Origin of the sequence: Burkholderia sp. AU33423 (assembly GCF_002223135.1) — a bacterium.
Lineage (GTDB): Bacteria > Pseudomonadota > Gammaproteobacteria > Burkholderiales > Burkholderiaceae > Burkholderia > Burkholderia lata_D.
In genome coordinates this window covers 423,723-436,745 of sequence record NZ_NKFH01000009.1, presented here as the reverse complement: position 1 = coordinate 436,745, position 13,023 = coordinate 423,723, and the positions used below count along the sequence as shown (strand labels likewise).

The 13,023-nt window shown below is 67.4% G+C and carries 11 protein-coding genes; 5 read left to right on the top strand and 6 right to left on the bottom strand.

The genetic code is table 11. The annotated features are described in order from the left end of the window. Nucleotides 1-36 precede the first annotated feature (36 nt). Entirely contained in the window at nt 37-1,464 is a 1,428-nt protein-coding gene (locus tag CFB50_RS34975) for an aminotransferase-like domain-containing protein (protein WP_235986568.1), read from the bottom strand. A gap of 205 nt (nt 1,465-1,669) precedes the next feature. On the opposite strand from CFB50_RS34975, the gene CFB50_RS34970 reads away from it, so the two are divergent. Both CFB50_RS34970 and CFB50_RS34965 read left to right on the top strand, forming a co-directional pair. Then, nucleotides 1,670-2,452 carry a sulfite exporter TauE/SafE family protein gene (locus CFB50_RS34970; protein WP_089448987.1) on the top strand — a complete coding sequence of 261 codons (783 nt, stop codon included), beginning with the start codon at nt 1,670-1,672 and terminating at the stop codon, nt 2,450-2,452. A gap of 142 nt (nt 2,453-2,594) precedes the next feature. After that, nucleotides 2,595-2,876: an epoxide hydrolase N-terminal domain-containing protein gene (locus CFB50_RS34965; RefSeq protein WP_174945268.1), complete on the top strand. Its 282-nt coding sequence runs from the start codon at nt 2,595-2,597 to the stop codon at nt 2,874-2,876. Nucleotides 2,877-2,907: 31 nt separating this feature from the next. Here CFB50_RS34965 and CFB50_RS34960 read toward each other — a convergent pair whose 3' ends face one another. Further along, nucleotides 2,908-3,555: a LysE family translocator gene (locus tag CFB50_RS34960; RefSeq protein ID WP_089448986.1), complete on the bottom strand. Its 648-nt coding sequence runs from the start codon at nt 3,553-3,555 to the stop codon at nt 2,908-2,910. A 110-nt stretch (nt 3,556-3,665) separates the two neighbouring features. Between CFB50_RS34960 and CFB50_RS34955 the strand changes: the two genes are divergently transcribed. Further along, entirely contained in the window at nt 3,666-4,517 is an 852-nt protein-coding gene (locus CFB50_RS34955; RefSeq protein ID WP_089448985.1) for a LysR substrate-binding domain-containing protein, read from the top strand. A 22-nt stretch (nt 4,518-4,539) separates the two neighbouring features. Here the strand turns inward: CFB50_RS34955 and CFB50_RS34950 are convergent, their stop codons facing one another. Further along, a complete protein-coding gene (locus CFB50_RS34950) occupies nt 4,540-5,436 on the bottom strand; it encodes a LysR substrate-binding domain-containing protein (protein WP_069249893.1) in 897 nt (298 codons plus the stop codon). A 152-nt stretch (nt 5,437-5,588) separates the two neighbouring features. Between CFB50_RS34950 and ydiJ the strand changes: the two genes are divergently transcribed. Further along, the gene (ydiJ, locus tag CFB50_RS34945) at nt 5,589-8,642 is read left to right on the top strand and encodes a D-2-hydroxyglutarate dehydrogenase YdiJ (RefSeq protein ID WP_089448984.1); all 3,054 of its coding nucleotides are present in this window, start codon (nt 5,589-5,591) and stop codon (nt 8,640-8,642) included. A gap of 93 nt (nt 8,643-8,735) precedes the next feature. On the opposite strand, the gene CFB50_RS34940 is transcribed toward ydiJ, so the two are convergent. The 3 genes from CFB50_RS34940 to CFB50_RS34930 form a co-directional block, all read right to left on the bottom strand. Continuing rightward, nucleotides 8,736-9,038, bottom strand: a complete 303-nt coding sequence (locus CFB50_RS34940) for a DNA-binding protein (protein ID WP_069249891.1) — start codon at nt 9,036-9,038, stop codon at nt 8,736-8,738. Between the two features lie 87 nt (nt 9,039-9,125). Then, nucleotides 9,126-10,280: a branched-chain amino acid ABC transporter substrate-binding protein gene (locus CFB50_RS34935; protein ID WP_069249890.1), complete on the bottom strand. Its 1,155-nt coding sequence runs from the start codon at nt 10,278-10,280 to the stop codon at nt 9,126-9,128. 640 nt (nt 10,281-10,920) lie between these two features. After that, nucleotides 10,921-11,820: a DMT family transporter gene (locus CFB50_RS34930; protein ID WP_069249889.1), complete on the bottom strand. Its 900-nt coding sequence runs from the start codon at nt 11,818-11,820 to the stop codon at nt 10,921-10,923. Nucleotides 11,821-11,877: 57 nt separating this feature from the next. Between CFB50_RS34930 and CFB50_RS34925 the strand changes: the two genes are divergently transcribed. Then, nucleotides 11,878-12,864 carry a LysR substrate-binding domain-containing protein gene (locus CFB50_RS34925; RefSeq protein WP_089448983.1) on the top strand — a complete coding sequence of 329 codons (987 nt, stop codon included), beginning with the start codon at nt 11,878-11,880 and terminating at the stop codon, nt 12,862-12,864. Nucleotides 12,865-13,023 lie beyond the last annotated feature (159 nt).

Here is a 13,023-nt window from a genome sequence, read left to right as displayed (position 1 = left end):
AGGCAGGCGATGCGCGCCGACGCATCCGCGCGCCGCTCACTCGGTCGCGTCGAAATCGTCCTCCCGCCCGTTCAGCATCGCGGTCAGCGTGCGCAGGCCGGCATCGAGCTGATCCATGCTCGGCGCGGCCAGTGCGAGCCGGACCGCGTTCGGCGCATGGCCGGACGACACGGCGAAGGTGGTCGACGGCGTCAGCCCGATGTCGCGCCGGGCCGCGGCTGCGACGAGGGCCTGCGAACGCCAGTGCGCCGGCAACGTCAGCCACAGGTGATAGCACTTGCCATTGGTCCGGACATCGAAACCCGCCAGACGCTCGATCGCCAGCGCCTGACGCGCACATGCGTCGATGCGTTTCAATCTCGCGAGTTCGGCCACGGTGCCGTCACGCATCAAGCGCTGAGCGGCTGCAAACGCGAACCCGGAAGCGGTCCATCCCCCCGAGCGTACCGACGCCATCACGCTTTCGCGCAGCCGCGGCGGCGGCACGATGAAGCCGAGGGTCAGGCCTGGCGTGACCCGCTTGGACAGGCTGTCGATCACGATGCAGGCGTCCGGGGCGAGTGCGGCCAGCGGCGGCTCGTCGCCGAGAAAGCCGTACACGTTGTCTTCGATGACCGGTATGTCGAGCTTGTCGACGACACGCAGCAGGTCGGCGCGGCGAGCGGCGCTCATCGTCGTGCCCAGCGGATTCTGGATGGCTGGCTGAACGTAGATCGCCGACAGCCTGGCCTCGCGGTGGGCCTTTTGCACGGCGTCGGGCCGAACGCCGTTTTCGTCCATCGCCAGCGGCACCAGCGAGATCCCGAGCTTGGCCGCGATGCCCTTGATGAACGGGTAGGTCAGTGCCTCCACGCCACAGCGCCCGCCGGTCGGCACCACCGCGGCAACGGCCGCGGCGATGCTTTGCCGCCCGTTGCCGGTAAACACCAACTGGTCGGGCGACGGGGCCCATTCATGCTGCGCCAGATACGCGGCGGCAACGCTTCGGATGGCCGGGGTTCCGGTACTCGTCGCTTCGCGTAACGCGGTGTCGAGCTCTGCAGGTCGGTGCAATCCGCGCAGGCTTCTGGCGATCAACGCGGTCTGGGCCGGGACGGTCGGGTAGTTGAACTCGAGATCGATCCGAACGCCGCGCGGCTCGCCCGGCGCAGCGGCCCCGCGTCGCGTCTCACCCGACACGAAAGTGCCTCGGCCGACTTCGCCGACCACCAGGCCGCGCCGTAACAGTTCCGCGTAAACCCGTCCCGCCGTCGATGCGGCGATCGCATGCTGGTCGGCGAAATGACGCTGCGGAGGCAGGCGGTCGCCCGGCCTGAGCGTGCCGTCGGCAATTTGGGCGGCGATCGCGTCGGCCAACTGCAGATATTCGGAATTCGACATGGATTGCACCGATAACAATGAATATTGCACCGAGGTCAATGTTTTAATTGCACTGAGATAGGCGGCGGTGCATTCTGCTTTCATCAAGTCGATTGTACCGGGGCTGAAATGCTTGTGCGGCCCATGCGGCCGGCGGTGCGTTGGCGTGCCGCATCGCCCCGGCACCTCATTGGAGAAACAGCATGCGTGCAACGCGTTCAACCCGAATCCACCGTGCGGCGATGCCGCCCATGCGACCTGCTCCGTGGCTGTCCGCCATGCCGCAATTCGAACCGGCACGGAGGTCGTGATGGCGACCCCTGCTGCGATGGGCGTGCACTTGACGCTGGCCACGATCCTGATCGCGTTTGCCGGCGTGTTCGTGATCGCGTTCATGCGCGGCGCGTTCGGTGGCGGATTCGCGATCATCGGCATTCCGCTGCTGTCACTCGTGATGGACCCGGTGACGGCCGGCGGCTTGCTCGCCCCGTTGTTCATCGCGATGGACCTGTTCGCGCTGCGGTACTGGAAGCCGTCGACATGGTCGAAGCCCGACCTCGTGCTGCTCCTGCCGGGGCTGGTGATCGGTATCGGGTTCGGTTACCTGGCTTTCCGCTTCCTCGACCATCGCGCCATCGAGCTTTTGATGGCGGTGGTCACGCTGGTCTTCGTCGGGCTGTGGGTGCGGGGCGGCGCGCAGCCGACGGTTCGTCCGCGTTCGTCGCCGAAGGCCGTCTCGGCCGGTCTAGCGTCGGGCGTCACGACGATGGTCGCGCACTCGGGCGGGCCGCCGCTCGCGATGTATCTGCTGCCGCTCGGCCTCAGCAAGGAGATGTACGCGGGAACGACGAGCCTGTTCTTCACCGTGGGCAATGCGATCAAGGCGGTGCCGTGGCTGCTGATCGTGCAGCCGACCGCGAACGTCTGGGCGTTGATGGCGGTGTGCCTGCTTGCCATTCCGGCCGGCGTGGTGTTCGGCTGGCGGCTTCACGGCAGGCTGGACCAGCGCCTGATCTACCGGAGTTGCTACGGATTGCTGGCGGTGACCGCATTGAAACTGCTCTGGGACGGCGTTTCCGGCTATCTCGCGTAAAACCGGTGCGCGGCTGGCCTGGTTCCGGTTCCCGGTTCTCATGGGTGGCCACAAATCAGTAGTGCTGAGATGAAAACCCTCGAAAACGGGAGCATGCATGCCAATCGATATCCTTCCGCCGGCACCGGCACGGCGTCGATTCATGGGTGCCGCGACGGCCGCCATGGCGGGTTCGCTGAGTCGCCTTGCTTGTGCAGAAGCGGAAACGGCGCAGCCTGTCGCGGGCATTGCCCGATCGGCCGGCGGCGCCGGGGCCGCCGTGCGTCCGCTGCGGGTGCATGCGACGGACGCGCAGCTCGCCGATTTGCGGCGACGGATCGACGCGACGCGCTGGCCCGAACGGGAAACGGTCGCAGATGCATCGCAGGGCGTGCCGCAGGCGCTTTCGGAAGCGCTGCGCGCGAGTTTCCACGCGCTGCGTTGAGCGGCATCTGCTCGATGGCGTGATTGGCGCACTACGCCATGCCCGCCATCTTCGACGCATCGACCACCATCTGCACGCCGAGCCCGCCGAGAACGAGCCCCATCGCCCAGCGCTGTGCGAGCAGCAGCGTCGGGCGCCCGTGCAGGAACGTCGCGATGCTGCTCGAACAGATCGCCACCAGCCCGTTCGCGGACGCGAACGCGACGATCAGCAGCGAACCGAGAAACAGCGACTGCCCGAGCACGCTGCCGTTCCGGTAGTCGATGAACTGCGGCAGCAATGAAATGAACAGCATCGCGAGCTTCGGGTTCAGCACGCTGGTCGTCGCGCCCATCGCGAGCAGCCGAAGCGGGCGCTCGCTCGGCAATGCCCGCACCTCGAACGGCGAGCGGCCGCCGGGCCTGACGGCCTGCCACGCGAGATACAACAGGTATGCGGCGCCGACCACGGCCAGCCCGCTGCCTGCATAGGGCACGCTCATGAACAGCGTCGTGATCCCGAACGCCGCACCGAACATGTAGAACAGGTAGCCGATCATCACGCCGCCGAGCGAGATGAGCCCCGCGGTGCGACCTTGCGCGATCGAGCGCGACATCACGTAGACCATGTTCGGCCCGGGCGTGACCGCGAGCATGCCACCGATGACGAGAAATCCGTAGAGCGATCCGGACGTATGCATGTCTGATGATTCCTGCAACGAGTAAGGGCTGACGGGATTCATTGTCCGACCGTGGAGGAGAACAGTAAAACGGGATAAACTGAATCGATTAATCAGTTTTTCTGAATACGATGAAAAAGCTCGACCTCGATGTGCTCGCGATGGTGGTGGCCGTGGCGGAATCCGGATCGTTCGCGCAGGGCGCGCAGGCCGTGCACCGGTCACCGTCGGCGGTGAGCATGCAGATCAAGGCGCTGGAAGACGCGCTCGGCAAGCCGCTGTTCATCCGCGACACGCGCAACGTGACGCCGACCGACGAAGGCATGATGCTTGCCGAGTACGGCCGCCGGATGCTGGCGATGCGCGACGAGGCCTGGGCGTCGGTCGTGCGCCCGGAGATCCGCGGCCGCGTGACGATCGGCGTGCCCGACGATTACATTTCGTCGCTGCTGCCGCAGGTGCTCGGCAAGTTCGCCGCGATGCATCCGCGCGTGGAAGTGCGGGTGATCGGCCAGCCGAGCAGCGCGCTCGTGCCGATGTTGAAGGACAACACGGTCGACCTCGCGTGCCTCACGCGGATCAAGGGCGTGACCGGCGAGCTGATCCGGCTCGAACCGCTCGTCTGGGTCGGGTCGCCGAAGCGCAATGTGTGGGAAGAGCGGCCGCTGCCGGTGGCCTTTTTCACTCACGGCGGCAGCATGGCGCGCGATCATGCGGTCAAGGCGCTGAACCGGCGGAAGATCCCGTACCGGATGTCGTACGAGAGCCCGAGCCACCTCGGCCTGCTCAGCATGGTGGAGGCCGGGCTTGCGGTCGCGCCGCTGGCGCGCTGCTGCATTCCCGATCATCTCGTGCAGCTGTCGGAAAGCCACGGGCTGCCGCCGCTCGGCGAAATGGAGGTCGTGCTCGCGCGCAGCGCGCAGTCCGCGCGCCCGCCGTGCGACTACCTGGCCGAGCAGATTCTCGGCGAATGGCGCACCTGAGCGGCCCGCCGCCGGCCGCGTTTCAGCAGGATTTCAGCAGCCATTCGCGGAACGCGACGAGCGACGGCAGCGTCTCGTTCCCCGGCGGGTAGACGAGGTAGTAGCTGCGCTGGCTGGTGATCGCGTCGCCGATCGACACGAGCTCGTGGCGGCTCAGCTCGTCCTCCACCAGCACCTTCGGCACCAGCCCGATCCCCATCCCCGCCCGCACCGCCTGGATCAGGTGCGACGTGAGCTCGAAACTCGGGCCGATGCGCATCTGCCGATGGTCGAGCCGATAGTGCGAAAACCATTCCGCCCACGCCTGCTGGTTGCTCGTCACGCCGAGCAGCGTCTGCTTCGCGGCCCACGCCGGCGTGCGTGCGTCGGCCTTGCGGCGGCTTCCGCTGCCCGTGTCCGGCGGCGCGATCGCGATCAGGAACTCGTTGTACAGCCGGTGCGCGTGCAGGCCCGGCCAGTCGCCCGCGCCGACGGTAATGGCCGCGTCGAGGTCGTCGTTGAGGAAATCGATGGCGCCGATCCGCGAGTGAAGGTGCACCGTCACGCCCGGATGCGCGGCGTAGAAATCGTGCAGGTGCGGCAGCAGCCATTTCGAGCCGAACGTGGGCAGTGTCGCGAGCCGCAGCGTGCCGGCGCCCGCCTGGTGGGACATCGCCTGCAGCGTCGCGCCGCGGATACGCCCCAGTGCGCCGCTCAGCTCGGTGAAGTAGCGGCGCCCGACCTCGGTCAGCTTGACCGAGCGGCCCTCGCGCCGGAACAGCGGCACGCCGAGCTGATCCTCCAGCGTCTGCACCTGCCGGCTGATCGCGCTCTGGCTCAGCGACAGCTCCTCGGCCGCGCGCGTGTAGCTTTCATGCCGCGCGGCGGCCTCGAACACCAGCAGCAGCGACATCGACGGGGTGAGGCGACGGTAATTCATGAGTTTTATGCAATATTCGCCGGAGCAGAATTCGTTTGTTTCTCGCGAAGTATCCAAAGATACTGGAATTCCCGGTCGCGTGGAAACTTGCTAAAAAATCATGTTTTGGCCACGCGAGCCGGCCGGTTCCACCCACACTGCCGCTTTTACCCATGTCGATCGCCTCGTTGCCCCGTCCCGCCAGCCCGCCCGCGCATGCGTACCGTGACTTTCTCGCCGCGCTGCAGGCCGCCGGATTCGCCGGGGAAATCCGCGCGGACCATGCGAACCGGACGGTGCAGGCCACCGACAACTCGATCTACCAGCGTCTGCCGCAAGCGGTGATCTGCCCCGCGCATGCGGACGACGTCCGGCTGCTGGCACGGCTGCTCACCGAGCCCGCGCATCGCGACGTCGCGGTGGCCGCGCGCGGCGGCGGCACGGGCACCAACGGGCAGTCGCTGACCGACGGCGTGGTGGTCGACCTGTCGCGCAACATGAACCGGATCCTCGAAATTGACGTCGAGCAGCGTTGGGTGCGCGTGCAGGCGGGCGTCGTCAAGGATCAGCTCAATGCGGCGCTGAAGCCGCACGGGCTGTTTTTCGCGCCGGAACTGTCGACGTCGAACCGTGCGACCGTCGGCGGGATGATCAATACCGACGCGAGCGGGCAGGGCAGCTGCACGTACGGCAAGACGCGTGACCACGTGCTCGAGCTCGACTTCGTGCTGATGGGCGGCGAGCACCTGCACAGCGACGCGATCGCGGACGACGAGCTCGAGCGCCGCTGCGCGCGCGAGGACCGCATCGGCAAGGTCTACCGCACCGCGCGGCGCATCAGCGACGACAAGGCGGCGCTGATCGAAGCGAAGTTTCCGAAGCTCAATCGCTGCCTGACCGGCTACGACCTCGCGCACCTGCGCGAACCGGACGGCCGCTTCAACCTGAACAGCGTGCTGTGCGGCGCGGAAGGCTCGCTCGGCTTCGTCGTCGAGGCGAAGCTCAACGTGCTGCCCATTCCGAAGTATTCGGTGCTGGTCAACGTGCGCTACGCGGGCTTCATGGACGCGCTGCGCGACGCGCGCGCGTTGCTCGCGCACCAGCCGCTGTCGATCGAGACGGTCGACTCGAAGGTGCTGATGCTGGCGATGAAGGACTTCGTGTGGAGCAGCGTGGCCGAGTATTTCCCGCAGGACGACGCTCGGCCGACGCTCGGCATCAACCTGATCGAATTCAGCGGCGACGATGCCGATGACGTCGACGCACGCGTGCGCGCGTTCGTCGATCATCTGCGTACCGATACGAGCGTGGAACGCCTGGGCCACACGCTCGCGGCCGGCGACGACGCGGTGAAGCGCGTGTATGCGATGCGCAAGCGCGCGGTCGGCCTGCTCGGCAACGTGCAGGGCGAGGCGCGCCCGCAGCCGTTCGTCGAGGACACGGCGGTGCCGCCCGAGAACCTTCCCGCGTACATCGCCGAATTCCGCGCGCTGCTCGACGGTCATGGGCTGCAGTACGGGATGTTCGGCCACGTCGACGCGGGCGTGCTGCACGTGCGGCCGGCGCTCGACATGAAGGACCCGAAGCAGGCGGCGCTGGTGCGGCCCGTGTCGGATGCGGTGGCCGAGCTCACGCAGCGCCACGGCGGCCTGTTGTGGGGCGAGCACGGCAAGGGCGTGCGCTCCGAATATGCGCCGGCGTTCTTTGGCGAGCTGTATCCGTCGCTGCAGCAACTGAAGGCCGCGTTCGATCCGCACAACCAGTTCAACCCGGGCAAGATCGCGACGCCGCCGGACCACACGATGCGGCTGCTGAAGATCGACGAAGTGCCGACGCGCGGCGACCACGACCGGCAGATCGACGAGCGCGTGTGGCAGAGCTACGGCACCGCGATGCACTGCAACGGCAACGGCGCGTGCTACAACTTCGATCCGGACGATGCGATGTGCCCGTCGTGGAAGGCGACGCGCGAACGCGTGCAATCGCCGAAGGGGCGGGCGTCGCTGATGCGCGAATGGTTGCGCCTGCAAGGGCAGGCCGGCGTCGACGTCGTCGCGGCGGCGCGTGCGCGGCAGCCGTTCCTGAGCGGCCTTGCCACGCGCTGGCGCAACAGCCGCGCGGCGCGCAACGGCGAGGTCGATTTCTCGCACGAGGTGTACGACGCGATGGCAGGATGCCTCGCGTGCAAGTCGTGCGCGGGGCAGTGCCCGGTGAAGGTGAACGTGCCGGAGTTTCGCTCGCGTTTTCTCGAGCTGTATCACCAGCGTTACCTGCGGCCGCTGCGCGACTACCTGATCGGCTCGCTCGAATTCACGATGCCGTGGATGGCGCGGGTGCCCGCGCTGTACAACGGGCTGATGCGGGCGGGATGGGTGCGCACGGTGCTGGAGCGGCACGTCGGCATGGTCGACAGCCCGCTGCTGAGCCGCTTCGATCTCGCGGCCGTGATCCGTCAATGGCGCGTGAAGCCGGCCGACCCGCAGGCGCTCGCCGCGCTGAGCGACGCGCAGCGCGCACGCAGCGTCGTCATCGTGCAGGACACCTTCACGCGCTATTTCGATACCGAGCAACTGGCGACGCTGATCGAACTGGCGGCGCGCATGGGCTTTCAGGTGTGGCTCGCGCCGCTCGCGCCGAACGGCAAGGCGCTGCACGTGCAGGGCTTTCTTCACGCATTCGAAAAGGCCGCGATTCGCAACGCGACGCAACTGGCCGCGCTGGCGCGCTCGGGCGTCGCGCTGGTCGGCCTCGATCCGGCGATGACGCTCACGTATCGGCAGGAGTACCTGAAGGTGACGGGGCTCTCCGATGTGCCGAAGGTCGCGCTGCCGCAGGAGTGGCTGCTGCAGGCGCTGCCGGAAGCCGCGACCGGTGTCGTCGGCGCGCCCGCGTCGTACCGGTTGCTGCCGCACTGCACCGAGAAGACCAATGCGCCCGACAGCGGCAAGCAGTGGGCGCAGGTATTCGCGCGACGCGGGCTGCGTTTGCAGGTCCAGGCGACCGGGTGCTGCGGGATGTCGGGTACCTACGGGCACGAGGCGCGCAATCTCGCGACGTCGAAGACGATCTACGCGCAGTCGTGGGCGGGGCACGTGGACGGGCCGGAGGACGAAGGCGAGGCGCTGGCGACCGGCTATTCGTGCCGCAGCCAGGTGAAGCGGATGTCGTCGAAGCAGGTGCGGCATCCGTTGCAGGCGCTGCTCGATCACGTGCGGGCGGTGGGGTGATGGTCGGGCGTCGCGTGTCGCATTGCCCGTGAGATGACATTCGATTCAGCGTCGAGCGGCAAGCCTCGTGCCGTTATCGACGCATGCCTGGGCTCAGGCGTCGGCTTTAGCCGCTTTTCTGGAACGCGGTTTTTCCACCGCAGGAAACGCACCGCCGCCGCGCGGCCGTTTCGGTTCGATCCGCATCTGCCGGATCACGCGCCGGAAATCGATCTCGTGCGCCGCCATCGTGCCGATCAGTTTCGCGATGACCGCGAGGTGGGACGGGACCGTGCCCTTGCTCGAATAGTTCGTGATCGAGCTTTCGTTCATCCGGATCAGGCGGGCGAACTCGCGCGCCGTCAGCTGTGCCTTCTTCAACTCCTGTTGAAATTCCGCATACGCCATTGCACACATGATGCTTCGTCTCCGTGAATCAGAAATCGGTCCGCGCGGCACCGGCGCCGACGGGTGGCGCTCCCGTCGCACCGGCGCCGCGGCGGGTTACATCTTCACCTGGTCGAGGAAGGTCTTCTTGCCGCTCTTGTAGCCGTAGATCGAGATGATCCCGTGCGTCAGGTCGCCCTTCGAATCGAACGTCGTCGTGCCGATCACGCCTTCGTACTTCGTCGCCGGCATCGCCGCGAGGATCTTCGCCGGGTCGGTCGAGTTCGCGCGCTTCATCGCGTCGACCGCGATGTAGACCGCGTCATACGCGAACGGCGCATCGAACTTGATGCCCTGGTTGAAGCGCTTCTGGTACTTCGCGAGGAAGTCCGTGCCGCCCGGCATCTTCTCGAGCGCCGCGCCGGCCTGCGAGCACAGCACGTTGTCGGCCGCCGGGCCTGCCAGTTGGGCCAGCGAGTCGGTGCACACGCCGTCGCCGGACAGGATCTTCGCGCGCAGGCCGAGCTGCTTCGCCTGCTTCGCGAGCGGGCCGCCGGTGGCGTCCATGCCGCCGTACATGATCGCGTCGGGGTTCTCGCCCTTGACCTTCGTCAGGATCGCGCGGAAGTCGACCGCCTTGTCGTTGGTCGCGTCGTGCGACAGCACCTTCAGGCCGAGCGCCTTCGCCTTCTTCTCGAATTCGTTCGCGAGGCCCTGGCCGTACGCGGTCGAATCGTCGATCACCGCCACGCTCTTCACGCCCTTCGCCTGCGCGTAGCTCGCGAGCGCCGGGCCTTGCTGCGCGTCGGTCGCGACGACGCGGTAGGTCGTCTTGAAGCCTTGCTGCGTGTAGGTCGGGTTCGTGGCCGACGGCGAGATCTGGACGATGCCCGCGTCGCTGTAGATCTTCGACGCCGGGATCGACGTGCCCGAGTTCAGGTGGCCGATGACGGCGACGACCTTGTCGTCGACGAGCTTCTGCGCGACCTGGGTAGCCTGGCGCGGGTCGGCCGCGTCATCCTGTGCATCGAGTTGCAGCGTGATCTTCTTGCCGCCGATCGTGAGGCCCTTCGCATTGATTTCCTCGACTGCGAGGCGCGCACCGTTCTCGTTGTCCTTGCCGAGGTGCGAGATGCCGCCCGTCGTCGGTTCGACGCTGCCGATCTTGACGACCTGGTCGGCCATCGCGGTCGACGCGGCCGCGAACGCGGCGGCAGCCAGTGCGACGGTGATCAGGGGTTTGCAGCGCATGCCGACAGTGCTTCGTTCCATCTGCCATCTCCGATTTGAATGTCTTTCTATTGACGTCTCGACCGGCCGACGGCGAGGTCGGGGCGATCGGACGAGTCTCCATACCCATCATGGGCTTCACTGCATCGCGTCCTGCCGCTCGACGGGCCGCCCGGGTGAGCGGGCGAATCGGGGCCCGAAACGGTGCAATTCGTATGAATATATATGAAGCCGATTTTGCGCGCTGCAGCGAATCGCGTAGCGGGGCGGCTGCAGCACGGCCGGCGCCCGACATTCGAAGGCGCCGGATGCCGGAAATCGTGCGCCGCGGCAGGCCACAGGCTGCGATTCGCTGTCGACGGCCTTACGGCCGCATCCATTATTCGGCCGGCGGGCGGGACGAAGCCATGGACACTGGTGCACGGTCAATCCGGAACTGTTCGGTCGATTTGTCTGCACAGTTTGGACGATTTCGATTGCGCATCCGATTGCAGGGCCATGCTTCGTCACGATCGATACCCTCGATTTAACGCAACTAACGGTCCGGCCTGGCGGCGTCGGCGAACTGGCGCGAGTCGACAGCCCGCGCGACGCATTCAGCTTTGCAAACACCCGGGTTCGCCCCGACCGGTTCGCCTGCGGATCGTCGGGCCGATCGTGCCGGCCGGATGCTGCACCGATCCTAGGACCGTCCGCGCAACGCCACGAAGATCACGCCGGCAATCGCCAGCAGGCCGCCGCACACCGTCTCGATGCCGGGTCGCTCGCCCGTCAGCGCCATCGACAGGACCGTCGCGACCGCCGGCGTCAGATAGAGGAAGTTGGCGGCGCGCGCCGCGCCGAAGTAGCCGAGTGCGAAGGTCCAGGTCGCGTAACCCAGCGCGGCGGGGAAGATGCCGAGCATCAGCACGGCCAGCGCCGTGTCGCGCGACCCGCTGCCGAGCGCCACGAGCGCACCCGGCAACCACGGTGTGAGCAGCAGCGCGCCGGCCAGCAGCGTGTACGCGGTGCAGGCCAGCGCGCCGTACACTGGAATGAGCCGCCGCTGCAGCACGAAATAGCTGGCCGAACACAAGGCCGCGCCGAGGATCAGCGTGCTGCCCGCACCGAGGACCAGGCCCCCCGGCTGCCCGCGCGCGATCACCGCGATGCCGGCGAGGCTGACCAGCGAACCGAGCCAGCCCCAGCGATTGAAGCGCTCGCCGAGAAACACGGCGGCCAGCAGCGCCGTGAAGATCGGCAGCGTATTCACGATGAAGCTTGCGGCGCCGGCCGAGACGGTCTGCTCGCCGGTATTGAGCAGCGCGTTGTAGAGCGCGATGCCGAGAAAGCCGCACAGCAGGAAGCGCAGCGCGTCGCCCCGGGTCGGCACGCGCGGCCGCCGCGCGATCAGCCACGCGATGATCAGCACGGCGGCAGTGGCGAAGCGCGCCGCCGCGAGCTGCAGCGGCGTCAGGCCATGCAGGCCGATCCGGATGAACGGGAAGGCGGACGCCCACGAAACGATCGTGAAGGCGACCGCGCCGGCCGCGATCAGCGGCTGCCGCGCAGGGCGCGACGACGGGGTGGAGAGCGTGTTCATGCGCCAATGATGCGGCGTGGCAAGATGCTAAGCTAGCGCACAGATCAGCATCCAGATATGACCATGATTCACAGCTCGAGCCGGCGGCCGGCCGGCGCTTCAGCCCGCTCGAAGCGGGGCTCGGCGGCGTTGCCCGTCGCAGCGCCATCGCCGGGTTCGCGGCCGCCGCTCGCGAGTCTCGAGACGGTGTGCACGGTCGCGCGCGAGGGTTCGTTCCTCGCCGCGGCCGACGTATCCGGCGTGACGCACGGCGCGATCAGCCGGCGGGTGGCCGCTGTCGAAAACTGGCTCGGCCTGCGGTTGTTCGAACGTCATGCGCGCGGTGTGCGCCTGACGCCGGACGGCCAGCGCTTCGTCGGCCGGATCGAGCAGGCGTTCGCGATCATCGACAGTGCGGCCGATCAGTGGCGCTCGCCGCGTACGCCGCGGCTGGTCAGGGTGAGCGTGGTGCCGGCCTTCGCGCAGCTCTGGCTGTTCGAGCGCCAGCATGCGCTCGAGAGCGAGGCGCCCGCGTTGCGGATCGAACTCGGCATCGATCTGCGCAACGTGGATATCGCCGGCGGCGAAGCGGACCTGTCGATCCGGTACGGGCGCGGCAACTGGCGTCAGCTCGAAACCCGCGCGTTCATGCCGGAACGGCTCTATCCGGTCGCGCATCCGCGGCTCGCCGCGCAACTGGCGAAGGCGCGCCGCCGGCGCGGCGATGCCGCGTTGCTCGACATGCCGTTGCTGCACGATTCCGATGTGACCGGCTGGCGCACGTGGTTCGATGCATTGGGCGTGCCGTTCAAGCCGCGCGTGCAGGATCGCCGTTTCGAGGATTACAACCTCGTGCTGGCCGCCGCCGAGGCCGGGCTCGGCGTGGCGCTGGCGCGGGTACCGCTCGCCGACGCCTATCTCGAGCGCAGCGATCTCGTGCGCGTGAGCCGGCACGAGGTCGATTCGGTGCTCAGGTATTACTTCGTGCATGCGAAGGGGGAGAATCGGCCTGAGGTGCTGGCGTTGATGGAGCGGATGCGGGCGGCGGTGGGGGCAGGCGGCTAGCGCTGGCTGGTGTATCGTGTCGGCCCGCCGCGGTACGCTGGTGGGCGCGAAAAAAGCGTTGTGCGATACGTGGCACTAGGCTCGGGCCGCCGGATCGACGACAATGCGACCGCGAAAAACGATGAGGTGGAGAGATGAACGAGATTCGAAAAGGGATGC

What these genes read in the sequence shown, in the direction of transcription:
- CFB50_RS34975 (WP_235986568.1), bottom strand. Translation starts at nt 1,464, where the DNA reads ATGAAAGCAGAATGCACCGCCGCCTATCTCAGTGCAATTAAAACATTG.
- CFB50_RS34970 (WP_089448987.1), top strand. Translation starts at nt 1,670, where the DNA reads ATGGCGACCCCTGCTGCGATGGGCGTGCACTTGACGCTGGCCACGATC.
- CFB50_RS34965 (WP_174945268.1), top strand. Translation starts at nt 2,595, where the DNA reads ATGGGTGCCGCGACGGCCGCCATGGCGGGTTCGCTGAGTCGCCTTGCT.
- CFB50_RS34960 (WP_089448986.1), bottom strand. Translation starts at nt 3,555, where the DNA reads ATGCATACGTCCGGATCGCTCTACGGATTTCTCGTCATCGGTGGCATG.
- CFB50_RS34955 (WP_089448985.1), top strand. Translation starts at nt 3,666, where the DNA reads ATGAAAAAGCTCGACCTCGATGTGCTCGCGATGGTGGTGGCCGTGGCG.
- CFB50_RS34950 (WP_069249893.1), bottom strand. Translation starts at nt 5,436, where the DNA reads ATGAATTACCGTCGCCTCACCCCGTCGATGTCGCTGCTGCTGGTGTTC.
- ydiJ (WP_089448984.1), top strand. Translation starts at nt 5,589, where the DNA reads ATGTCGATCGCCTCGTTGCCCCGTCCCGCCAGCCCGCCCGCGCATGCG.
- CFB50_RS34940 (WP_069249891.1), bottom strand. Translation starts at nt 9,038, where the DNA reads ATGTGTGCAATGGCGTATGCGGAATTTCAACAGGAGTTGAAGAAGGCA.
- CFB50_RS34935 (WP_069249890.1), bottom strand. Translation starts at nt 10,280, where the DNA reads ATGGAACGAAGCACTGTCGGCATGCGCTGCAAACCCCTGATCACCGTC.
- CFB50_RS34930 (WP_069249889.1), bottom strand. Translation starts at nt 11,820, where the DNA reads ATGAACACGCTCTCCACCCCGTCGTCGCGCCCTGCGCGGCAGCCGCTG.
- CFB50_RS34925 (WP_089448983.1), top strand. Translation starts at nt 11,878, where the DNA reads ATGACCATGATTCACAGCTCGAGCCGGCGGCCGGCCGGCGCTTCAGCC.